The sequence below is a fragment of the Streptomyces angustmyceticus genome, assembly GCF_019933235.1.
Taxonomy (GTDB): domain Bacteria; phylum Actinomycetota; class Actinomycetes; order Streptomycetales; family Streptomycetaceae; genus Streptomyces; species Streptomyces angustmyceticus.
Genome location: NZ_CP082945.1, coordinates 810849 through 831798 on the forward strand (window position 1 = coordinate 810849; position 20950 = coordinate 831798).

The window sequence follows — 20950 nt, forward strand, 5'->3', positions numbered from 1 at the left end:
CCCCTCCCCGTGCTCGGCCCCCTGCTCACCCGGCGCCAGCCCCGGGGAGCGCGGCGGGGCGCCGGTGGCCGGGCCGGTCAGGAGGGCTCGCGGGTGGTCCCCGGGGCGGCCGGTCCGGGCAGGACGCGTTCCAGGGCCTCCCAGCCGACGTCCCGGGCGCGTGCGGCGGCTTCGGCGCGGCCGCCGCCGCGCAGGCCGAACAGCCGCTTGGCGACGAGGAGATAGGCGACCACCGCGATGTTGATCGCCAAGGTGAGGAGCTTGAGGGGCGAGACGCTCGCCGTCAGCCCGTAGACCTCGGGCACGAGCAGCAGCGTGGTGGCGACGAAGGTGAGGTACTCCGCCCAGCGCTTCGTGAACCACAGTCCGACGGCTTCCACGCCTTCGAGCAGCGCGTAGCAGGCCAGGATCACGCCGATCCACCAGAGCGTGGCGGATCGCACGGCGAAAGCCCGGCTCAGCTCGCCCAGCAGGCCGTGCCCCGATCCGCCGGGGCCGCCGATGCCGGTCTGCAGGTCGTCCATGACGCGGTAGAACGGCGCCCGCAGCCTGGCGCGCTCGTCGGCGAAGACCAGCACCCCGACGGCCAGCACGCCGAGCACCAGGAAGTGCAGCAGCCGGTCCAGCGCGATCAGCCGTAGTACGTAGCGGTCCCGCAGGGGCTTGCCGCGCAGCGGAAGGGCGATCTCGGCGCGGCCCGGCGGAACGCCCCGGGCCGGGTGCCGCGGCGGCCGCAGCGGCAGCCAGGCGTCGCAGCGCAGACAGCGGTGCCAGCGCAGCCCGTCCGCCGACGCGCGGACGAGGAGTGCGTCCTCGGGCCGTACGCGGGCGGCGTCGGTACCGACCAGATGGTGCCCGTGCAGACCGCAGCCGAGGAGCTCGTACCGCGGACGGCGCCGCCGCCCGCCGGCGCCGGGAGGCGGCAGCAGGTCCCGTTCCTCGGCCATGACCTGCCTTTCTGCCGTTCCTGGCTTCCTGTCGTGCCTGGTTTTCCGGGGTGTGGTGGCTCCCGTCCGCGTCACCCGCGGGCGTGGCGCTCGATGTCCTCCTGGAAGGCGGTGATCGCCTCGTTGGTGAGGGCGGGGCGGGTGTCGGCGATGGCGGCCAGGAAGTCCTCGGTGCCGGCGGGCCTGTCGTGGCGGTCGGCGACCTCGCGTTCGAACGCCGCGTGGGCGCCCTTTCGCGCGGCGAACTCGATGTCGGCGGGGGTGAACAGCTCGCTGGCCGCCACCAGCCGATGCAGCTCGACGCTGTCCGCGACGGGGCCGAGGTAGCGCTGCCAGATCGCCGCCCGCGCGGCCCGGTCGGGCGGGCCGACCGGGAGGACGTAGTCGAACCGGCCGGGCCGCAGGAACGCCGGGTCGAGGGAGCGCACGGAGTTGGTGGCGCAGATCAGCAGGCGGTCGTCGTGGTCGCGGAAGCCCGGAATCAGCTTCAGCAGTTCGTTGGTCACCCCGTGACCGGGGTCGGCGACCCGACCCGACCGGATGCCGGCGATCTCCTCGACCTCGTCGATGAACAGCAGGACGCTGTCCAGCTCGGCCAGGTCCGCGAAGGTGTCCCGCAGCGAGGCCGCCAGCCCCCCGTCACCGGTCGCCGCGAGCCGGGAGGGGAAGAGCTCGACGAACGGCCACTCCAGACGGGAGGCGACGGCCTTGGCGAAGCTCGTCTTGCCGGTGCCCGGCGGGCCGAAGAGGATGACGGCCTTGGGCGGGGTGACCCCGTGCTTCTCGGCCAGCACGGGCTCGGCCAGCGGCAGGACGATCCGCCGCTCGATGGCCTCCTTCTCCCGCTCCATGCCCGACAGGTCGCTCCACAGCCCCGGGGGCATTACCCGCCCGCCGAGTTCGGCGAGCAGCCCCGCGTCACCGGCGCCGAGGTGGTCGACCTTCTCGTAGAAGAGGAGCCCGTCCTGTGCGCGGTAGCCGGAGTTCTCCAGGGCGGCGGTCCCCGTGGCCCCCGGGGCGAGCAGGGCACCGATCCGGGTCACGCCCCGCACCCGCAGGCGCCGCTCCAGTTCGGCGATCAGGGCGCTGCCGATTCCGCGGTTGCGCCAGCTTCCGGCCAGTGCCACCAGCGTGATCCAGGCCCGTTCGCCCTGGACCTGGGCCACCGCCATGCCCACCAGCTCCTGGCCGACCACCGCGACCACGGCCGGTCCGCCGGAGCGGGCCACTGTCACGACCTCGGAGAGGGGGAACACCGCGGGCGATTCGTCCTGCTGCCGGTCCTGGTCCCAGATCTGGATCGCCCGGTCCAGGTCGTCGTCGTGGTAGTCCCGCAAACGCCACGTAGCCACCGTCACCACCTTGCCGAAAGGCGGCCCCCACGTCTTACCGGCGCTCGGCCGTGCCCCCGGAGGCAGCCTGCCCTCATTGTCGGCGCCGCGAGGGGCTCCGGCGAGCCGGTCCGTCCCGGTGGGCGGACCCCGGCACCACGCGACGCGACGCCCTGCGGCCGCTCTCGATCCGGGGCGGTTCCACGGACCGGCCCGCTCGGTAGCGTGACCCCGGTGACGACGCCTTCCCCGACACGGCTCGTGGTGCTGCGCGGCAACAGCGCCTCCGGCAAGAGTTCCGTCGCCGCCGGGGTGCGCGAGCGCTACGGCCGGGGCCTCGCGCTGGTCGGGCAGGACAACCTCCGTCGCGTGGTGCTGCGCGAACGCGACATCGCCGGTGGCGCGAACATCGGCCTGATCGACCTGACCGTCCGGCACGCCCTGGAGCACGGCTTCCACGTCGTACTGGAAGGCATCCTGTCCGTCGCGCACTACGGGGACATGCTCGCCGGGCTGCTCGCCGACCTTCCGGGGCGTACCCACTGCTTCTATCTGGACGTCCCCTTGGAGGAGACCCTCACCCGCCACGCCACCAAGCCGATCGCCGACGCGGTCGGTGAGGCGGAGCTGCGCGCGTGGTACCGGCCGCTGGACCTGCTGCCCGGCGGCGTCGAAACGGTGATCCCGGCGACGAGTTCGCTGCCGGAGACGATCGACCGGGTGATGCGCGGGTCCGGCCTGGCGGAGTCGGCCGAGGCGCCGCCCGCCGGCTGACCCGGCCGAGGGCCCGTCCATCCACTGAGCCGATCGGGCCCCACGGCGGCCGGGCCCCACGGCGTCCGGCCGCCGCGGTGGCTGCGGACTACCCGAATCCGCATCACCTAAGTTAGGTTAGGCAAACCTAAGTAATTCGCTTTGGTGTCTCCCTACCCGCGCCTGGAGAACCCGGATGCGTCCTTTCCACACCCGCGCCGTCACCACGCCGACCGCCGCCGAGCGCGTCCGGTCGATCCTCGCCGCCGCCCACTCGATGTCGGTGGTGAGCGACGGGCAGCACGCCGAAGTGCGCCGTCTCGACGGAGCGGGGGCGATGGGACACTTCCACCTGCATGCGCCGTTCGAGGACACCGGCGCCCAGACGGCGACGCGCGTGCCGGTACGGCTGGAACTCACCGACATCGCCCCCACGCCCGTACGCGACCGGCTGCGCGCCCGCGTCACCGTGACCGGACTCCTGGCCGCCCCGTACGACGCGGAGGCCACGAAGAGCACCTGCATGAAGTTCGGGCAGGCCGTCCTCGAAGACGACCAGGGCCGCGCCTACGTGACCCTCCAGGCCCTGGAGGCGACCGAACTCGACCCGGTCGCCACCAGCGAGGCGGGCATGCTGACCCACCTCGTCGACGACCACAGCGAAGTCGTTCCGCTGCTGCTGCGCCTGGTCCGCCCCTATCCGGAGGGCGGCATCCTGCGCGCCCTCCCGGTGGCCATGGACCGCCACGGCGTGACGCTGCGCCTCGAATACCCCCGCAGCCACCGCGATGTCCGGCTGCCGTTCAACACACCCGTGACCGACATCGACCAGGCCGGCCCGCAGATCCACGCCCTGCTGACCACGGCCCGCCGCCTCTCCCACACGGGCCACCTGCTGACCTGAGCCGCCGGGCAGCGGCACCGGGACGCCCGGCGCGGGCCGGTCGCCCGGAAGCCTCCGTCCCAACGCCGACCCGCCGATCGACACCAGCCGGCTTCGCGCAGCGCCCCCTTCAGCGCCCCGCCCGGTCTCACACCGAACCGGTCTCCGGGCGCCGGGCGACGAAGACGAACTCCCGGCCGGGACGGTCCGGAGCGTCCCGCACGTCGTCGACCACGAACCCCCGCGCGACCAGGTCCGCCTCGACCTCGCGCCGCTCACGGAAACGCAACGTCGAATCCGACGTCAGCACCTGCCCGTCCACGGCGAAGACATAGGTCCAGCGGAACGTCACCAGCGGCCACCGCACCTCGGTCACCTCGACCCAGCTCTCCACCGCACCGGTGCCCGGGATCTCCGTCACGCGGTACGAGTCCTCGCGGTTCCACTCCTCCCAGGCACGCCGGGCCGGGTCCCGGGTCTCGCACACCAGCCGGCCGCCCGGCCGCAGTGCCGCGTAGGCGCCCCGCAGGGTCCGCTGCCAGTCCTCCGGGCCGACGATCTCCTGGGCGGCGTTCGCCGTCATCGTCGCCAGGTCGGCCCGCAGCGGCGGAAGCGCGGTCGCGTCGCCGTGGATCCACCGCACCCCTTCGCCGCCCGGCTTGCCCCGGGCCACGCGAAGGGACGCCCCGGCCGGGTCGACTCCGACCACCTCGATCCCCCGGCCGGCCAGGAGAAGGGCGAACACCCCGGTCCCGCAGCCGATGTCCAGCACCCGCCGTGCGCCGAACTCCTCCGCCATGCCGACGTAGGCATCGAGATCGCCGCGGTCAGGGTCGAGCGGGTCGTAGATCTCGGCGAGCCGGGGATGTCCGAAGCACTCGTCAGCCATGCGCTCGACGGTAGGGGGCGGCGGCTCCGCGACTCCACCCGGTTTTGCGGCGGCCCGAGGACACCGGGCGGGCCTCGGCGGGGCGCCCCTCGCTCCGGCCGTCCGCCGACCGGTATCCGCTCGCCCTCAGGCCCGGAGCGCGGCGTCGAGAGTGCGCAGGAACTCTCCTACGCGGCCGCCTCCGGGAGGTGCGGCGGGCAGCCGGCCGAGCACCGTGGTGACCGCTGCCGGAGCCTGTCGGCGCGCCCATTCGAGGGTCTGTGCGGCGAGGTGCCGGCCTTCTCCGGAGGCCGGCTCTGCGGCATCCGCCGCATGCGCCAACTCCTGCGCGCGTGCCGCGTGCGCCGCCGCGCCGAGAATGTGTTTCACCTGATGTGCGCTGGCCTTGGGGTGCAGGTACGCGGCGGCGGCCGCATGGCTCGCCGCCCGTGCCGCGTCGGCCGCGGCGGGTGAAGCGGCCTCCGCTGCCGCCTTGTACGCCGCCCATGCCCTCTTCCGCAGCTCCGCCGTACGCGGGGCGCCCCCGGCAAAGGTCCGTGCCGCGTCGATGGCGTCGCGAGGGCGCGTGTCGGCGGGATGGCTCTGCTCGAAGAGCGACAGCACCCTGCCCGCACAGTCCGCCGCGTAGCCCGCGATGTCACGCAGTTCCTGGTGGCTCAGTTCTATGGTGTCCGGTTCGGTTGGCACGGCCTCATCCTGCCGCAGGCCGCCGACCGGCGTGGCAGCGTTTCCCACAGCCGTCCTCCTCTCCTCGCCGGTCGGTCACCGCCGTCCCTCACGCGCGAACCCGCCCCCGGCCGTCTCTGTTCTCCGGTCACGCCACGGGCGCTTGGCGCGCGAACGCCGAGCGCGCCCCGGGTTGCGATCACGGCGCCTCTCCCCTCCCTGCCGGCCGCCCACTTCTGACCAGCAGCTCTCGATTCCTGTTCACGGAGGGGAGGAACGGCCGGCGGGTACGCGGCCGCGCCCCGGGCTCTCTCGCGTCACGCGGCGGTCACGCCGGATCCACGCCTCGGTCATGGCCGGGCCTTCACGCTGAGGTGGACCCACGGCCCCTGAAGAGGAGGCATCATGCAGAACATCCGTAAGCGCATACCGCACGTCATCGGCGCGTCCGTCCTGGCTGTGACGCTCACCGGAACGCTCGGCGCGATCAGCGCAGTGGGCGCTGATGCGTCGTCCGCGTCGTCTGCGAAGTCGAAGGCACAGGTGTCCAAGCAGGTGCCCGATGTGCGCTGCCGGTCGGTCTTCGTCAACCGGAGGACGGGCCGGCTGGTGAAGTTCCCGCCGAACTGCGTCCTGGGCCGCATCGGCGGAGGCATCGGCAGTGTCACCACAGGCGCCACCACAACCGGCGCGACCACCACCACAACAGGCTCCACCAGCACGACCGGCGCGACCACCACGGGCGCGACCACCACCACAACGGGCGCCACCAGCACGACCGGTGCCACCACCACAGGCGCCACCATCGGCGGCGGCGTCGGCGGCACGACCGGTGCCACGACAACCGGCGCGACCATCGGCGGCGGCGTCGGCGGGACCACCGGTGCCACCACCACGGGCGCCACCATCGGCGGGCTCGTCGGCGGCACCACCGGTGCCACCACGACCGGCGCGACCATCGGCGGGCTCGTCGGCGGGACCACCGGCGCGACCACGACCGGCGCGACCATCGGCGGCGGCGTCGGCGGCACCACCGGTGCCACCACCACGGGCGCCACCATCGGCGGCGGCGTCGGCGGCACGACCGGTGCCACGACAACCGGCGCGACCATCGGCGGCGGCGTCGGCGGGACCACCGGTGCCACCACCACGGGCGCCACCATCGGCGGCGGCGTGGGCGGCACCACCGGTGCCACCACGACCGGCGCCACCATCGGCTGAGGCCACGTCACCCGCGTGCAGGGCTCGCGCCGCGATGCAGCACCGCGGTGCGCGGCTCGTGCCGCCGGGCGGGGACACTCTCCCTGCGGCACACGCGGTGCACCACTGAGCTGAACGCGCAGGGTCCCTCCGGCAGTTCGCGCTCTCACGAGCCGAGGCCGCCGGAGGGACCGTTCGCCTTGCCCACGGGAGGGGCGAGCCGGCCCCGGTGTCACACGCGGGCCCGCACTCCCGTCCTCGGTGGGCTCTTGCTGCGGCGGTTCCGCCGGGTGAGGCGGTCCCGCCCGGCCGACACCTTGGCCCCCACCCAGCGCAGGGCGTTGGTCGGCATGAAGACCATGTCCGCGAAGACCATCGCCATCGAGAAGAACGGCAGGCCGCAGATCACCGCGATCGTCGCGTGTTCGGTGATCAGGATCGCCAGCAGCACGTTCTTCACCCGGCGGTTGAGGAGGGCGAACGGGAACGCGACCTGCGCGAAGACCGTGCCGTAGGTGATCAGCGTGACGATCGTGGAGCGGCTGTCGAGCGCCTGGGACAACGAGACCCACGGGCTGAAGTAGTTGAGGTGCAGCGGGTAGTGCAGCGCGGTTCCGTCCTGCCAGCGCGGGCCCTGGATCTTGTACCAGCCGGCCGTGGCGTAGAGCAGGCACACCTGGGCGGCGATCACCAGCATCGCCGAGTTGTGGACGAGGTTGGCGACGACGTCGCACAGCGCCCGCACCTCGGTGAACCGGCTGCGCACCGCCCAGAACCACAGGGCCTGGACCAGCCACAGCGTCCAGAGGATCAGGACCCAGCGCAGCGGGATGTCGGCGAACCCCGTCAGTTCCGCGAGGGCGAGGCCCGCACCGCAGACCGCCCACAGGGTCACGCTCATCGCGTTGCTGCCGTCCCCGACCGACGTCGCCGCGCGCGCCCGCCGTCGCGCGTCCAGCGACCAGACCTGGCCGCACCGGGTGAGGACCAGATAGCTGGCCATCAGGTGGATCAGGGTGTCGCCGCCGTCGCCCAGCAGGACGTTGCGGTTCAGCAGCGACAGCACCCCGACCATGAACAGCAACGACATGGTGCGGGTGTGCCAGCCGACGAGCAGCAGCAGACACGCGACGATCGTCCCGTGGTAGACCAGCTCGAACCACAGCCGGTCGTTGGACCACAACAGCACCGTGAACGCGTGGTTCGACGCGACCAGGCGGTGGGCCAGGTCGAATCCCCAGGGGCTGGTGGTGCCGTACAGCTCCAGCCGGTGCGGCCATTCGCGGAGGAGGTAGAGCGCGAAGGTCAGCGAGAAGCCGATGCGGACGATCGCGGACTGATAGGGCGCGAGTGCCGCACCCGTGATCCTGTTCAGCCCCCTGGCGATCGCCGTATCGAGCTTGATGCCCATCCCCTTGAAGGGGGAGCGCGCCCGGGCCGTGTCCTTCTCGACGCTCACTGGAACTCCTTTTTGGAGACCGGCCACCAGGGAAGCACCTGGTAGGTCGTCCTGGTGTCAACGCGCTCGGTACTCCACGTCGGCGGAACAATCGGGGTGTTGGACGCGTAGATCTGCACCTTGACCACCTGGCCGCCGTCGACCCGCGGCCCGATCCGGTGTGCCGCGATCCGGCGCACATATGCCTCGGAGAGCTCGCCGCGCAGGCCGAGCGGTCTCCCCTTCTCGTCGTGCGACCTGTTGTAGAAGTCCCAGGCCTGGCGAAGCATGTTCTGGTGCGCGTGACTGGGCGCGGGGTTGTCCCTGATCTTCTTGATGTCCTGGGCGGTCATGGCCACCCAGTTCGTGGTGCGTACGGAGCCGTCGGCGAACTTGACCTGGGCGCGCGCGTGCACGGCGATGTTCTGCTGGAGCGGGTTCGGGGCGAAGAGCTGCCAGTTCTGGTCGAACTCCGGATAGACGTAGCCGTCGACCAGTCCGCCGTACTCCCTGCTGATGGCGTTCGACGGGGCGACGAAGAGGAAGACCAGGGTCAGGTGCAGCAGCACACCGATCGCCGCCACCACGATGGCCAGCATGATCACTATTCGTGACGCCAGCGACCAGGAGCCGTTCGGCGCGGGCGGCAGCCCACGGACCGCGGGGGACTCTCCGGGCGCCGGATTTTCGCCGGTGCTCTGCGAACCGGTCTCGACCGAGGCTGCCTCGCGTGGCTCCACAATGCTCCCCCGATCACGGGTCCGGGTTCTCCATGGATGACGGGCGGGCCACCTGCTGATTCAGCGGGTCACCGCACCTGAATTGAGAGTAATTGCACCCATTGCCGCATAAGCACTCTATTGAGCCGAATGGTGGAGGGGAGCGTCTTACCGGGGCCCACGTCCACGACGTGGGCCCCGGACGCGGGCCGAGACGGGGACCGCCCCCACCTCACCCGCCACGGAGAGTCACCAGACGGAGCCCGGCCGCTGCAGTCCGTCCACCAGGTGGCACAGCCGCGGCGTGGGGCGCAGCCCGAGTTCGTCGCGGAGGCGGTGTGTGTAGCGCTCGAACTCGTCGAGCGCCTCGGACGGGTTGCCTTCCGCGAGATGGGCGCGGATCAGCGAAGCCTGACTGCTCTCGCGCAGGGGATTCGCCTGTACGGCCGCGTGGGCGGCCGCCACCGCCCCGGCGAACTGCTTGGTGTCGATGAAGGCGCCCGCCAGTGCCTCGAGGGCGTGGAGCCGGAGCTGTTGCCATTGCTCCGCTTCCCGCAGGGCCCACTCGTCGTACCAGCCGGGCAGCAGTTCGTCGGAGAGCTGGTCGACGGTCGCCGCGTTGATGTCGAGTTCCTCGGGCGGGATGCCGGGGTCGAGTATGCGCTGCGCCAACGACCGGGCGTGGTAGAGGTCGACGGTGACCTTGCGTGCCAGCCGCACCTCGGTGGGGCAGACGTCCAGGGCCTTCCTGCCGATGCCTCGCAGACGGGAGAGCGCCGACCGCAGATTCGCGTACGCGCTCTGTTCGCACGCTTCGGGCCAGAGGGTTCCGGCCACCAGAGAGCGGGGCACCGCGGCGCGGCCGTTGAGCGCGATGAACGCCAGGAGCCGCTTCGAGCCGACCGGGACCGTCACCGGGACGTCGCCCACCACCAGGTCGAAGCCGCCGAGAAGTGCGATGTGCACGGACGGCCTGCTGCTCGCAGGTGGCCAGGAGAAGATCAGGTCGTCAGAACTCATGACACTCGATCGCGGAGGGGGCCGACCCGTACGGCGCACGCCGACCTGCCGCGCTCCGGATGTTTGAGGTTCGCAATCATCTGTGCACCTCCCACAACCACATGTTGCGCTGCCCGGGGAGGGTTGTCGAATTGTTCCAATTCAGCGGCAGTATTCCCCGTATGGCCCAAGGGCGCGCTCGCCCTTCTGCGGCAAGCGGGAACGCATGCGGAGCCCGTCTCTTCGACGACCGTCGCAGCGGCTCCCGCGCGACGCGCAAGCCGAGCCGGCCGGCCTCCCTGCACAGAACCGGCTCGTACGCCACTCGGCGAGGCGTCCGGGCTGCTTCCGCACGCCGCGAAGAACGACCTGACCTGGGCCGCAACGCCAATGTGGGCTCGTTGGAGGCCCTTTGCCCGCACTCCCGGTAGAGGGCGCGTGCACGGCCTGTCAGCCGGTCGCCAACTGGCCCCGCCCGTCGGCCCCGCCCATTGGTCCCGGTCGGCGGCTCCCCGGTCAACCGATCAGGTAGAGGAAGGTCCCGGGTGCGGTGGCGCTGCCGCCCGTGGTGGTGAGCGCGACGGTGACGGCGCCCAGGGCGTGCACGGGGGCGATGGCCGCGACCCTGGTGTCGGACAGCACGGCGAACGTGGCGGGGACACCGCCGAAGGTCACGCCGGTGGTCGTCGCCAGGTTCGTGCCCGTGATGCCGACGAGGGTGCCGCCCGCGGGCAGGCCGGTCAGCGGGCTGAAGCCGGTGGCGGTGGGCGGGGCCACGAAGGCGAAGGGGTCGGCGGCGGTGGCGGCGCCGCCCTGGGCGGTGACGACCAGGGAGACGGAACCGGCCGCGTGGGCAGGGCTCACGACGGTGAGTTCGCTGTCGGACACCACCGTCGGCGTCACGTCCGTCGCCCCGAACGTCACGGACTCGGTGGTGTCGAGGCCGCGCCCGGTGAGGGTGATCGTCGCGCCGCCCGCGACGGGCCCGGAGGACTGCGAGACGTCGACGATGACGGGCGGTGGGACGTAGTAGAAGGACACCGGATTGCTGGTGCCGCCCGGTGTGCGGACCGTGGCGTCGACCACCCCGGCCCCCGAGGGCAGGACGGCCGACACGGAGGTGGGCGTATTGGCCGTGATCGTGGCCGACTTGGCCCCGAAGAGCACGGCCGTGGCGTTGGCGAGGCCGGTGCCGGTGAAGGTCACCGTGTCCCCGCCGCCGGTGGACCCCTGGTCCGGGCTGATCGGCATGTCCCACTCCACCTCTGCGTTGGTGAAACCGTTGAAACGCCTGTCGTCTGCCGGCCGTTGCGCAGGGAACGCGACCGGTGGCGAGAGAGTCTCTTCCTCTCCGCCCGGACGGCGCGGCCGGGGCCCGGCACCGTACGGTCCCGGCAGCGTCGGGACCGTACGGGCGGATTCAGCTGTGGTTCTCCGCGATGAACTCGGTGCGGGTGCACCGCCCCGCCCTGCCCGGCTGCCGGGCCGTGACCGCTCCGGGCATGCCGGGGCAAGAGGGATCGACGCTCACACGTAGGTGTATCCGCCGGCGGCGGTCGCGCTGCCGCCCGGTGTGGTGACCACGACGGGAACGTTGCCGAGCGGTCCGGCCGGGGTGAAGCCGACCAGCGCCGTACCCGACGCGTTGACCGAAACCCCCGTCGCCGCAACCCCGTTGAACGTCACCACCGCCCCACCCAAATTACTCCCCACGATCACAAACGCCGTACCACCCGTCGCACTGCCCGACGACGGCGTCAGCGACGTCACCAGCGGCGGAACCGGTGCGGTGTAGGTGTAGCCCCCGGCGACCGCGGCGCTGCCCGTCGGCGTGGTGACCACGACCGGCACATTGCCGAGCGGTCCGGCCGGGGTGAAGCCGACCAGCGCCGTACCCGACGCGTTGACCGAAACCCCCGTCGCCACAACCCCGTTGAACGTCACCACCGCCCCACCCAAATTACTCCCCACGATCACAAACGCCGTACCGCCCGTCGTACTGCCCGACGTCGGTGTCAGCGAGGTCACCACGGGCGGAGGCGGCGTGTAGGTGTACCCGCCGGCGACGGTGGTGCTTCCCGCGGGTGTGGTGACGACGACGGGGACGTTGCCCGCGGGGCCGGGCGGGGCGACACCGGTGAGCACCGTGCCCGTGGCGTTGATGGACGCCCCGGTGGCCGGCACTCCGTTGAAGGTGACCGTCGCGCCGGTGAGGTGGGTGCCGATGAGGGCGAACGCCGTGCCGCCGGCCGTGGACCCGCTGTTGGGCACCAAGGAGGTGACCGTCGGGCCGCTGGGCGAGACGACGGTGTAGGTGTAGCTCACCGAGTTGGTGTTGCCTCTGGGGGTGGTGGCGACGACCTGGACGGTGCCCGCCGCGTGCGGGGGCGCGAGGACGGTGACCGAGCCGCCGGACGGGTCCTGGGCGGTGAGGGTGGCGGGAATGCCTCCGAAGGTGACCTGGCTCGTGCCCTGCAGGCCCGCCCCGGTGAGCAGGACGGAATTTCCTCCGCCCGTCGGCCCCGAGTCCGGAATGGCTTCGTAGAGCCGCGGATATCTGGGCCAGTTCCCTCCGTCCCCGCCGGGCCAGGAGCCCGAGGGCTGCGGGTTTTCCTGCTGCGCTATCACTGCGGACATGGTTTCTCCCTGGGCAGCCGCCGCTTCATGGCCGTGCGCGAACCCATTCGCGCACGGGCCTTTGCAGAAGCGGGAGATGCCGCCGTCACTTGTCGGATGCCTGTGACCGTAGGGTTCCCGGCACTTCGGCAAAAGGCGTGCGGGTGACAGCAGTGACGCGTTCGGAAATCAATATGACAAGAGGTAAATGAGCGTCACTCCCGCTCTGCCGACCGGTGTGCGCCGGTATGCCGCGGGCGCGTTCGCGGGTCGGCCGGAGGGCGCGTCGGGCGGGCGGTCGTGCGCAATGCGGGGCTGCCGCGCGGGTCCGCGCCGCGGCTTGCGGTGCGGGCGCGGCGAAGCCCGGGAGCGCCGTCCGCGCACCCCCGGGCCCGGTTCCTGCGGCTCCGTCCGCCGGCTGACGAACCTGCCGGCCGCTACGGGTGGTAGATGGTCGCCGCCCAGTTGGCCTTCCAGTTGCCGTCGCCGTACTGGAGATTGACGGAGCAGCGGCCGGTGTCGCCGTCGCAGGTCAGGCTGTTCGCCGGGACAGGGGCGGCGAGCCGTGCGCCCTGGGCGGACCGGAGGGACTGGTGGTAGATGGTGGCGGGCCAGCTCGCCCGCCAGTTCCCGTCCCCGAACTGCAAGGTGGCGGTGCACTTGCCGGTGTCGCCGTCGCAGGTGAGCGCGGTCACCGGTACCGGAGCGCGGCGGGCGGCGCGGGGCGCCTGGTGCTGGATGGTCGCACCCCAGCCGGCCTTCCAATTGTTGTCACCGAAGCGGAGGTTGGCGGTGCACTTGTAGGTGTCGCCGTCGCAGGAGAGGGCCGTCACCGGTACCGGAGCGGCAACGGCCGGGCCGGCCCATCCGATCCCCAGAGCCACGAGTGCCGCGCAGGTGCCGACGATGATGCGTCGCATAGCCGTCCTTCCCTCGTGGGCGCACGGCGCGCCCGGTTCCAGAGAAGGATTCGCTGGTTTCCCGCCGTACCAAGCCCGCCGGCGTCGGCCTTCAACAGAACGTGTGCATCCCCGCACCGGCGGCCGAAATCGCGGCCGGCGGTCCCGTCGCGATGAGGGGTGAACGGCGCGTACACGGCGGATTCGGGGAGTGCCGAGGGCGCACCGCCCGGTACGGCGGGCTGCCGGTGGCCCATGCCATCGGCACTGTCCGGGCCGGCGGCGGCCGCCTCGCCGGGCGTGCTTCCATGTGTGCCGGCTGCGCGGATGAGGGTGCGGTGCGTGGGTAGCTTCTACGGTTCGCACGGACACGACGCCGACGCCCTGCCTGCCTGCCGCGCCGCGCCGGGCTACCCGGGCTGTGTGGCGGCCGCGCCCTCTCGATACGCCGGGGACGCGACCGTCGGATCGTCGTCGAGGACGCGGCGGGCCAGCTCCGCGAAACCGCGTACCTCGGCGGTGAACGCCAGGCCGGCTTCGGCGACGGACGCGGCGGCGTCCACGCACTCGGGGGACCCGGCGTCGCCGCGCTCCTGCGCGCCGATGGAGTTCCGCAGGGGCCTGATGCACCGGTGCGCACTCCTGATGAGTTCCTGTGAGGGAGAAAGCACGGGCGGTGGCCCTTCGAGGAGCACCTGCACGCCGAGGTGGTCGAGTGTGTCGACCTCCCGGTGGAAGGCGTCCAGGTCCGTCGTGTGCGATTCCCGGTATCGTCCGAGCGCCCGCTCGACGGCGCGTGCCTGGGTGAGGAAATCCGCGTACACCTTCCGGCGCGGCTCCCGGCGCTCCCGTACCTGGCCGACGCGCCGCTGCCGCCTCAACCGCAGCTCATGAGCCATGAGTTGGTCCCGGACGGCCCTGGCTCGCCACCGTCCCGTGACGACGGCGGCGCCTCCCGTACCCAGTGCGCCGACGGCGGCCCCCAAGATCGCTGCTATGCCCGAATCCACCTCGGCAGTCTTGCGTATTCCGCCGTTCGACGGGCGGGAGCGGCAATCAAAGGGCCGGACGGTTCACCTTCGGTCACGGAGCGGTCCGACCCGCGCTTTCCCGGTCCGGAAGTGCAGGTGCCCAGGTCGGTTTTCGGCCCGGTTTTCCGGGCGAAGGTTTCCTGCCGCCGCGCCCCTTACACGGACGCCTTCCGCGTGGGGCACCGGGGGCCGCGCCTCGCCCCGGCAAGGACGGATGTAAGGATGCCGTCATGACTGACAACGTGTTTTTCGACATCACCATCGATGGCGCCGCCGCCGGGCGGATCGTCTTCACCCTGTTCGACGACGTGGTCCCCAAGACCGCGAGGAATTTCCGTGAGCTGGCCACCGGCGAGCACGGCTTCGGCTACGAGGGCTCCGGCTTCCACCGCGTCATCCCGGACTTCATGCTCCAGGGCGGCGACTTCACCAACGGCAACGGGACCGGTGGCAAGAGCATCTACGGCGAGAAGTTCGCGGACGAGAACTTCCAGCTCAAGCACACCAAGCCCGGTCAGCTGTCGATGGCGAACGCCGGCCCGAACACCAACGGCTCGCAGTTCTTCATCACCACGATCGTGACGGACTGGCTGGACAACAAGCACGTCGTCTTCGGCGAGGTCGTCGAGGGCATGGACCTCGTCAAGAAGATCGAGGCCCTGGGCTCGCGCAGCGGCGCCACCCGCGCCGACATCGTCATCGCCAAGTCCGGCGTGGTCGCCCAGTAGCACCCCGCCTCCGGCGCCGGCCGACCCGGCCGGCGCCACCGTGTGATGTCGGCGGGCGGCCGTCGCCGTGGACGCGGCGGCGGCCGTCCGCGCCGGCCCGCTCCCGTCAGTCCCGGCGGGTGGCGTAGGCCGGCACCTGTTCGCTCAGCAGGCCCTCGACGAGGTCGAGGAGAGCCAGTACGGCCTCGGCGATCGCGTCCGGCTCCTCGCCGGTGACGACGCGCCGGCCGATCTCGGCGTGGACCAGCGCCGGCGCGTCCGGCGCGAAGTCGGCGGCTCCCGGCAGGTACCCCATGCCGAGGTTGAGTCCCGCGCCGGCGCGCAGCAGGTCCGGGACGAGACCCGCCCCCCCGTGAGCCAGCTCACACCGCACCGCCGGAACTCACACGTCCGGTTGTCCGACTCCCTGAAGTGGCACGGCGGGGAGCCGGGCCACTTCGCCTTCGAGCCGGGAGCATCCGCGTGCCCACTGAACAACGTCTCGCATCGAGCGACGCCGACGAGGCCCCGGACGCCGCCGGTTTTGGGGCGCAGCGGGCGGCCGCCCGGCGGACCGGGTGGTCCGCGCTGCGCCCGCTGGTGTGGCGGCTGCACTTCTACGCCGGTGTGCTCGTGGCACCCTTTCTGCTGGTCACCGCGGTCACCGGACTGCTGTACGCCGGGGCGTTCCAGGCGGAGAAGGTGGTCTATGCGCACGAGTTGAGGGTCCCGGCCGGTGAGCACACCCTGCCGCTCTCGCGGCAGGTCGCCGCCGCCCGCGCGGCGCATCCGGAGGGCACGATCGCCGCCGTCCGTCCGGCACCGCAGCCGGGCGAGACCACGCGCGTCCTGCTCGCCGGTGTGCCGGGGGTGCCCGCCGAACACCAGCTCGCCGTCTTCGTCGATCCGTACACCGGCACCCTCCGCGGAGCGCTGCCGACGTACGGCGCCACGGGCGCGCTGCCGCTGCGCACCTGGCTCGACGACCTGCACCGCAACCTGCACCTGGGCGAGCCCGGCCGCCTCTACAGCGAACTGGCCGCCAGCTGGCTGTGGGTGGTCGCCGGCGGCGGCCTCGCGCTGTGGATCGGCCGGAAGCGGACGAACCGCAGGCTCCGGGCACTCGCCCTGCCGGACCGCACCGCCACCGGACGGCGCCGGACGCTGTCCTGGCACGGGTCGGTGGGCGTGTGGGCGGCGGTCGGCCTGTTCTTCCTGTCCGCGACCGGCCTGACCTGGTCCACCTATGCCGGCGGGCACATCGACGAGCTCCGCCGGGCCCTGGGTCAGGAGACGCCGGCCGTCTCCACGGCGGTGGCGGCGGAGCACGCCCACCACGGCTCCGGCGGGATGGCCGGGATGCCGGACATGCCGGGGATGGACGGCAAGCAGGGCGGCGGGGCGAACGGGGCCGCCGGATCCGCGTCCGGGGACGTGGGGGTCGACAAGGTGCTCGGGGCGGCTCGTGCGAAGGGGCTGTCCGATCCCGTCGAGATCGACCTGCCGACGGGCAAGGGCACCGCCTATGTCGTCAAGCAGATCCAGCGCAGCTGGCCCGAGAAGCAGGACGCGGTGGCGGTGGACCCGGGCACGGGGCAGGTCACCGATGTCTCTCGGTTCGCCGACTATCCGGTCCTGGCCAAGCTCACCCGCTACGGCATCGACCTGCACACCGGGACCCTGTTCGGCCTCGTCAACCAGGTCGCGCTGGCCGCGCTGGCCCTTGCGCTGATCTTCCTGATCCTCTGGGGCTACCGGATGTGGTGGCAGCGCCGCCCCACCCGCGACCGCACCCTGTCGTTCGGGCGGCCGATCCCGCGGGGCGCCTGGCGGCAGATTCCGCGGCCCGTGCTGATTCCGCTGGTGCTCGTCGTCGCGGCGGTGGGCTGGGCGGTGCCGCTGCTCGGCGTGTCGCTCGCCGCCTTCCTGGCGGTGGATACGGTGCTCGGCGTTCTCGCACGCCGGCGGGCCGCCGCGGGGGCCCGCGCGGACTGACGGCCTCGGGGCCGCAGGTCGTGGGGGCGGGCGCGCGTGCGGCCCTGCCCGTAGCGCTGCGGCCTGCCCGTAGCGCTGCGGCCTGCCCGGAGCGCTACGGCGCCACCAGCCGTGCCGCTGCGCTACCAGTAGTGCTTTCGTCCGGCGACCGCGTGCCCCATCGTGCCGAGGAGCCACAGGATCGCGCCGATCACGGCGAGAATGATTCCGATGGTCCAGAGAATGGAAATTCCGGTCAGGAATCCGATGACGAGAAGAATGACTCCCAGAACGACCACGGCGCGCTCCGATCTCGCATACGTTTCCTCAACTTTGCGCCTCCGTTTGCGGCCGGGCAAGTTCTGGTGACGCCCTCGGCTCGCGAAGGCGGCAGTTCGGGCGGCCTCCGCATTCCTCGGCGATTTCCCGGGGCGGGTGTCTTTCCGGTCCCCTGGGTGGCGTTTCCGAGATCCGCCGCCCCCGGGGAGGCCCCGCCGGCGCGGGTCCGGCGGCGACGAGTATGCGGGCGGACGATCAGGGGGGACGATGGAAGCCACAGCACTCACCTGCCAGGGGCAGGCCACAGCGAGACACGTGGGCAGGTCGGGCCACGGACGGAGTGCGGCACACCCGCAGTGGTCCGGCGGACGGAAGGAGTGCCGGGGTGAGCGCAGACGCGGAGCGGGTGGCCGGCGCCGGTGATCCCGAGGGCAAGTCGTCGCAGCCGAGCGGGCTGATGGACCTCCTCGCCGTCGCCGCGGTGCTGGTGGACGCCGAGGGACGGATCGTCCTGTGGAGCCCGCAGGCCGCCGATCTGTACGGCTACTCCGCGGAGGAGGCGCTCGGGCAGTACGCGGCGCCGCTGCTCATCCACCAGGAGCACTGGGACCTGGTGATCGAGAAGTTCGCCGAGGTCATGCAGACGGGCCGGAGCTGGGGCGGTACCTTCCCCGTCCGGCACAAGGACGGCTCCGCGCGGCTGGTGGAGCTGCGCAACATGCGGCTGCTGGACGACCGCGGCGATTTCTACGCCCTCGGGCTCGCCACCGACTCTCCGACGCTCCGCGAGGTGGAGCGGGACGTGGCCCTGTCCACCCGGCTGATCTCCCAGTCCCCCATCGGGGTGGCGATCCTCGACACCGAGCTGCGCTATGCGGCCGTCAACCCCGCCCTGGAGCGGATGCACGGCATCCCCGCCAAGGACCACCTCGGCCGGCACTACCGCGAGATCATGAGCGCCTCGAAGTTCGAGGTGCCGGAGGCCGCGATGCGGCAGGTCCTGGAGACCGGGGTCCCCATGGTCGACCAGGCCACCGTCGTCGGCCGCAGCCCCTCCGACCCCGACCAACAGCGCGCCTGGTCCATCTCGCTGTACCGGCTGGAGGACCCGCAGGGGCGCATCCTGGGGGTGGCCGACCTGGTGGTGGACGTCACCGACCGGTATCAGGCGGCCATGGAGGCCAGCGAGGCCCGGCGGCGGCTGGCCCTGATCGCGGACGGCTCGGCGCGTATCGGGACGACGCTGGAGGTGGAGCAGACCGCGCGGGAGCTGGCGGAGGTCACCGTCCCCCAACTCGCCGACGTGGCCACGGTCGACGTGCTCGACTCCATCCTGGGCGCGCACCGCCCGGCCCGCGAGGAGGGGGGTCCCGCGGTCTTCCGTGCCCTCGCGGTGAAGGGCGCCTACCCCACCGAGGCCCTCCGGGCCGCCGACCCGCCGGGCCAGACCGCCGCCTACGAGGCCGACCGGCTGGCCACCCAGTGCGTCCGCACCGGCCGCCCGATCCTGGTCTCCGACACGGACGACGACGACCTGGCGCGCATCGCCCGCGACGCCCACGCCGCCACGCTGCTGGCCCGCGCCGGGGTGCACTCCTACCTGCTGGCGCCGCTCATCGCCCGCGGTCAGATCCTGGGCTGCCTGGGGCTCACCCGCGCCCGCAACCCGCTGCCCTTCGACGAGGACGACCTCGCCCTCGCCGTCGAACTGGCCTCCCGCGCCGCGGTCTGCATCGACAACGCGCGCTGGCACCAGAGCGTGCGCAACGCCGCCGAGACCCTGCAGCGCAGCCTGCTCCCCGACCATCCGCCCCACCTCCCCGGCCTGCAGCTCGCCTCCCGGTACCGGCCCGCGCAGGCCACGTACGAGATCGGCGGCGACTGGTACGACGTCCTCCCGCTCGACGGCGAGAAGACCGCGCTCGTCGTGGGCGACGTCATGGGCAGCGGTATCGACGCCGCCGCCACCATGGGCCGCCTGCGCACCGCCACCAGCGCCTTCGCCGACCTCGATCTCGAACCCGCGCAGGTCCTCCAGCACCTCGACAAGATCACCTCGGGGCTGGAGCACTACATCGCCACCTGCGTCTACGCCGTCTACGACCCGCGTCGCGCCGAGTGCCACATCGCCACCGCCGGGCACCTGCCGCCCGTCCTGGTGCGCAGCGGCAAGCACCCCGAGCTCCTCGACCTGCCCACCGGCACGCCCCTCGGAGTCGGCGGGGTCCCCTTCGAGACCACCACCTTCCGGCTCGACCCCGGCGACCAACTGGTGCTGTACACCGACGGGTTGGTGGAGACCCGTCACCACCCCATCGACGAGCGCCTCGACACCCTGTGCCGCTTGCTCGACGCGCCCGACAGCTCCCTGGAGGAGACCTGCGACCGGCTCCTCGCCGACCTGCGGCGCCCGGACGACCCGGACGACGTCGCCCTGCTCATCGCCCGTACCGAGCCCTTCCCCGCCGGCCCGGGGCCGTACGGATGACCGGCGGGGCCGGCGCGGCGCCGACGCCCCCGCCGGCCGGTACGGGCAACGGGCCCGCCGTCTCCCGCCGGGAGTTCGACGCGCTCTTCGCCCGGGTGCGCGCCTGGGGCCGCTGGGCGCCCGCCGACCGCGGCGCCTGGAACCGGGTGACCCCGGAGCACGTACGGCGATCCGCCGCCCTGGTCCGGTCGGGAACGGCCGTCGCCCTGGGACGCCCCTGGAACACGGCCGCCGGCCCTGACAACCCCACACCCGCCCTCCACTACATGTCCGACCTCGGCGACATCGAGCCCCCGGAACCCGCCACGCACAAGGACTTCATCGGCGTCGACTACCACGGCAAGGCCGTCACCCACCTGGACGCGCTGTCCCACGCCGCCTACCGCGGGCAGCTCTACGACGGCCGCCCCGCCCGCGAGTGCGTCGACGCCGGAGGGGCCCGCTTCGGCGCCGTGCCGGCGCTGGGGCCGCTGGTGACCCGGGGCGTGCTGCTCGATCTGCCCGCCGTGGCGGGGTGCGGCTGGCTGGAGCCGGGGCGGGCCGTGCACGCCGGGGACATCGCCTCCGCGGAGCGGGCGCTCGGGGTGACGATCGGCGAGGGCGATGCGGTGCTGCTGCGGTCCGGCAGCGTCCGCCGGCGCCGCGAAGCGGGCGCCTGGGACCCCGGAACGGCGAGCGCGGGCTTCCACGTGGACGCCGTGCCGCTGCTGGCCGAGCGGGGGATCGCCCTGCTCGGCGCGGACGGTGACAACGACGTACGGCCCTCGCCGGTGGACGGTCTGCACTCGCCGGTCCATGCGCTCGCCCTCGTGGCGATGGGGGTGCCGCTGCTGGACAACCTCGATCTCGAAGCGCTCTCCGTCGCCGCCGCGGAGACGGGGCGCTATGCGTTCCTCCTCGTGGTGACGCCGCTGGACATTCCGGGGGGCACGGGCTCGCCGGTCAATCCGGTGGCGGTGCTGTGACCGGGCGGGCGGGGAGGGCGCTCGGGCCGGGCCGCCGGCGGACCTCCGGACGGTCACGGGCGAGCGGGCCGATCGCCCGTGACCTCGGGTGACGGCACGGGCTCGCGCGCCCCTCTCCCCCGGGCCCACGCTCAGTACCGCTATATGAGCAAAGATCTACAATAAG

General features: G+C 72.6%; 20 protein-coding genes. 7 read left to right on the forward strand and 13 right to left on the reverse strand.

Annotated features, from left to right (window positions below):
• Nucleotides 1-77 precede the first annotated feature (77 nt).
• Nucleotides 78-947: a DUF2127 domain-containing protein gene (locus tag K7396_RS04060; RefSeq protein ID WP_086720597.1), complete on the reverse strand. Its 870-nt coding sequence runs from the start codon at nucleotides 945-947 to the stop codon at nucleotides 78-80.
• A 71-nt stretch (nucleotides 948-1018) separates the two neighbouring features.
• Complete coding sequence (locus tag K7396_RS04065) at nucleotides 1019-2308, reverse strand: ATP-binding protein (RefSeq protein WP_208629160.1); 1290 nt, start codon at nucleotides 2306-2308, stop codon at nucleotides 1019-1021.
• Between the two features lie 204 nt (nucleotides 2309-2512).
• Between K7396_RS04065 and K7396_RS04070 the strand changes: the two genes are divergently transcribed.
• Together K7396_RS04070 and K7396_RS04075 are read left to right on the forward strand one after the other, a co-directional pair.
• Nucleotides 2513-3052 carry a P-loop NTPase family protein gene (locus tag K7396_RS04070; RefSeq protein ID WP_086720604.1) on the forward strand — a complete coding sequence of 180 codons (540 nt, stop codon included), beginning with the start codon at nucleotides 2513-2515 and terminating at the stop codon, nucleotides 3050-3052.
• 175 nt (nucleotides 3053-3227) lie between these two features.
• Nucleotides 3228-3935 (forward strand): DUF2470 domain-containing protein, encoded by a 708-nt coding sequence (locus K7396_RS04075; protein WP_086720595.1) that lies wholly within the window; start codon nucleotides 3228-3230, stop codon nucleotides 3933-3935.
• A gap of 127 nt (nucleotides 3936-4062) precedes the next feature.
• On the opposite strand, the gene K7396_RS04080 is transcribed toward K7396_RS04075, so the two are convergent.
• Together K7396_RS04080 and K7396_RS04085 are read right to left on the reverse strand one after the other, a co-directional pair.
• Nucleotides 4063-4803 (reverse strand): class I SAM-dependent methyltransferase, encoded by a 741-nt coding sequence (locus K7396_RS04080; RefSeq protein ID WP_086720594.1) that lies wholly within the window; start codon nucleotides 4801-4803, stop codon nucleotides 4063-4065.
• A gap of 126 nt (nucleotides 4804-4929) precedes the next feature.
• Nucleotides 4930-5490 carry a putative immunity protein gene (locus K7396_RS04085; RefSeq protein WP_086720603.1) on the reverse strand — a complete coding sequence of 187 codons (561 nt, stop codon included), beginning with the start codon at nucleotides 5488-5490 and terminating at the stop codon, nucleotides 4930-4932.
• Nucleotides 5491-5874: 384 nt separating this feature from the next.
• Here K7396_RS04085 and K7396_RS04090 point away from each other — a divergent pair, with 384 nt between their 5' ends.
• Nucleotides 5875-6690 carry a hypothetical protein gene (locus K7396_RS04090; protein WP_143589218.1) on the forward strand — a complete coding sequence of 272 codons (816 nt, stop codon included), beginning with the start codon at nucleotides 5875-5877 and terminating at the stop codon, nucleotides 6688-6690.
• A 211-nt stretch (nucleotides 6691-6901) separates the two neighbouring features.
• Here K7396_RS04090 and K7396_RS04095 read toward each other — a convergent pair whose 3' ends face one another.
• The 7 genes from K7396_RS04095 to K7396_RS04125 all read right to left on the reverse strand — a co-directional run bounded on the left by K7396_RS04095 (nucleotide 6902) and on the right by K7396_RS04125 (nucleotide 14239).
• On the reverse strand, nucleotides 6902-8128 hold the full coding sequence (locus K7396_RS04095) for an HTTM domain-containing protein (protein ID WP_086720593.1): 1227 nt from the start codon (nucleotides 8126-8128) through the stop codon (nucleotides 6902-6904).
• Nucleotides 8125-8847, reverse strand: coding sequence for a DUF5819 family protein (locus K7396_RS04100; protein ID WP_223659621.1), 723 nt, complete (start codon nucleotides 8845-8847; stop codon nucleotides 8125-8127). The genes K7396_RS04095 and K7396_RS04100 overlap by 4 nt, the downstream gene beginning before the upstream one ends.
• A gap of 228 nt (nucleotides 8848-9075) precedes the next feature.
• On the reverse strand, nucleotides 9076-9846 hold the full coding sequence (locus tag K7396_RS04105; RefSeq protein WP_086720592.1) for an AfsR/SARP family transcriptional regulator: 771 nt from the start codon (nucleotides 9844-9846) through the stop codon (nucleotides 9076-9078).
• Nucleotides 9847-10341: 495 nt separating this feature from the next.
• The gene (locus tag K7396_RS04110) at nucleotides 10342-11076 is read right to left on the reverse strand and encodes an IPT/TIG domain-containing protein (protein ID WP_086720591.1); all 735 of its coding nucleotides are present in this window, start codon (nucleotides 11074-11076) and stop codon (nucleotides 10342-10344) included.
• Between the two features lie 276 nt (nucleotides 11077-11352).
• Nucleotides 11353-12462 (reverse strand): IPT/TIG domain-containing protein, encoded by a 1110-nt coding sequence (locus K7396_RS04115; protein ID WP_086720590.1) that lies wholly within the window; start codon nucleotides 12460-12462, stop codon nucleotides 11353-11355.
• Nucleotides 12463-12878: 416 nt separating this feature from the next.
• Entirely contained in the window at nucleotides 12879-13361 is a 483-nt protein-coding gene (locus K7396_RS04120) for a hypothetical protein (protein ID WP_086720589.1), read from the reverse strand.
• Nucleotides 13362-13750: 389 nt separating this feature from the next.
• The gene (locus K7396_RS04125; RefSeq protein WP_143589217.1) at nucleotides 13751-14239 is read right to left on the reverse strand and encodes a hypothetical protein; all 489 of its coding nucleotides are present in this window, start codon (nucleotides 14237-14239) and stop codon (nucleotides 13751-13753) included.
• Between the two features lie 362 nt (nucleotides 14240-14601).
• Between K7396_RS04125 and K7396_RS04130 the strand changes: the two genes are divergently transcribed.
• Nucleotides 14602-15099, forward strand: a complete 498-nt coding sequence (locus K7396_RS04130) for a peptidylprolyl isomerase (protein WP_086720587.1) — start codon at nucleotides 14602-14604, stop codon at nucleotides 15097-15099.
• A gap of 106 nt (nucleotides 15100-15205) precedes the next feature.
• Here the strand turns inward: K7396_RS04130 and K7396_RS04135 are convergent, their stop codons facing one another.
• Nucleotides 15206-15394: a hypothetical protein gene (locus K7396_RS04135; RefSeq protein ID WP_170314242.1), complete on the reverse strand. Its 189-nt coding sequence runs from the start codon at nucleotides 15392-15394 to the stop codon at nucleotides 15206-15208.
• Between the two features lie 167 nt (nucleotides 15395-15561).
• Between K7396_RS04135 and K7396_RS04140 the strand changes: the two genes are divergently transcribed.
• On the forward strand, nucleotides 15562-17073 hold the full coding sequence (locus tag K7396_RS04140; protein WP_152104199.1) for a PepSY-associated TM helix domain-containing protein: 1512 nt from the start codon (nucleotides 15562-15564) through the stop codon (nucleotides 17071-17073).
• Nucleotides 17074-17195: 122 nt separating this feature from the next.
• Here K7396_RS04140 and K7396_RS04145 read toward each other — a convergent pair whose 3' ends face one another.
• Entirely contained in the window at nucleotides 17196-17351 is a 156-nt protein-coding gene (locus K7396_RS04145) for a DUF6131 family protein (RefSeq protein WP_086716983.1), read from the reverse strand.
• A gap of 365 nt (nucleotides 17352-17716) precedes the next feature.
• Between K7396_RS04145 and K7396_RS04150 the strand changes: the two genes are divergently transcribed.
• Together K7396_RS04150 and K7396_RS04155 are read left to right on the forward strand one after the other, a co-directional pair.
• Nucleotides 17717-19819: a SpoIIE family protein phosphatase gene (locus K7396_RS04150; protein WP_223659623.1), complete on the forward strand. Its 2103-nt coding sequence runs from the start codon at nucleotides 17717-17719 to the stop codon at nucleotides 19817-19819.
• Nucleotides 19816-20784 (forward strand): cyclase family protein, encoded by a 969-nt coding sequence (locus tag K7396_RS04155; protein WP_086716982.1) that lies wholly within the window; start codon nucleotides 19816-19818, stop codon nucleotides 20782-20784. The genes K7396_RS04150 and K7396_RS04155 overlap by 4 nt, the downstream gene beginning before the upstream one ends.
• Nucleotides 20785-20950: the final 166 nt, after the last annotated feature.

Bases quoted from the DNA above. Each gene is read 5' to 3' on its own strand.
- K7396_RS04060 (WP_086720597.1), bottom strand. From the start codon at position 947: ATGGCCGAGGAACGGGACCTGCTGCCGCCTCCCGGCGCCGGCGGGCGG.
- K7396_RS04075 (WP_086720595.1), top strand. From the start codon at position 3,228: ATGCGTCCTTTCCACACCCGCGCCGTCACCACGCCGACCGCCGCCGAG.
- K7396_RS04080 (WP_086720594.1), bottom strand. From the start codon at position 4,803: ATGGCTGACGAGTGCTTCGGACATCCCCGGCTCGCCGAGATCTACGAC.
- K7396_RS04090 (WP_143589218.1), top strand. From the start codon at position 5,875: ATGCAGAACATCCGTAAGCGCATACCGCACGTCATCGGCGCGTCCGTC.
- K7396_RS04105 (WP_086720592.1), bottom strand. From the start codon at position 9,846: ATGAGTTCTGACGACCTGATCTTCTCCTGGCCACCTGCGAGCAGCAGG.
- K7396_RS04110 (WP_086720591.1), bottom strand. From the start codon at position 11,076: ATGCCGATCAGCCCGGACCAGGGGTCCACCGGCGGCGGGGACACGGTG.
- K7396_RS04115 (WP_086720590.1), bottom strand. From the start codon at position 12,462: ATGTCCGCAGTGATAGCGCAGCAGGAAAACCCGCAGCCCTCGGGCTCC.
- K7396_RS04120 (WP_086720589.1), bottom strand. From the start codon at position 13,361: ATGCGACGCATCATCGTCGGCACCTGCGCGGCACTCGTGGCTCTGGGG.
- K7396_RS04125 (WP_143589217.1), bottom strand. From the start codon at position 14,239: ATGGCTCATGAGCTGCGGTTGAGGCGGCAGCGGCGCGTCGGCCAGGTA.
- K7396_RS04130 (WP_086720587.1), top strand. From the start codon at position 14,602: ATGACTGACAACGTGTTTTTCGACATCACCATCGATGGCGCCGCCGCC.
- K7396_RS04135 (WP_170314242.1), bottom strand. From the start codon at position 15,394: ATGGGGTACCTGCCGGGAGCCGCCGACTTCGCGCCGGACGCGCCGGCG.
- K7396_RS04155 (WP_086716982.1), top strand. From the start codon at position 19,816: ATGACCGGCGGGGCCGGCGCGGCGCCGACGCCCCCGCCGGCCGGTACG.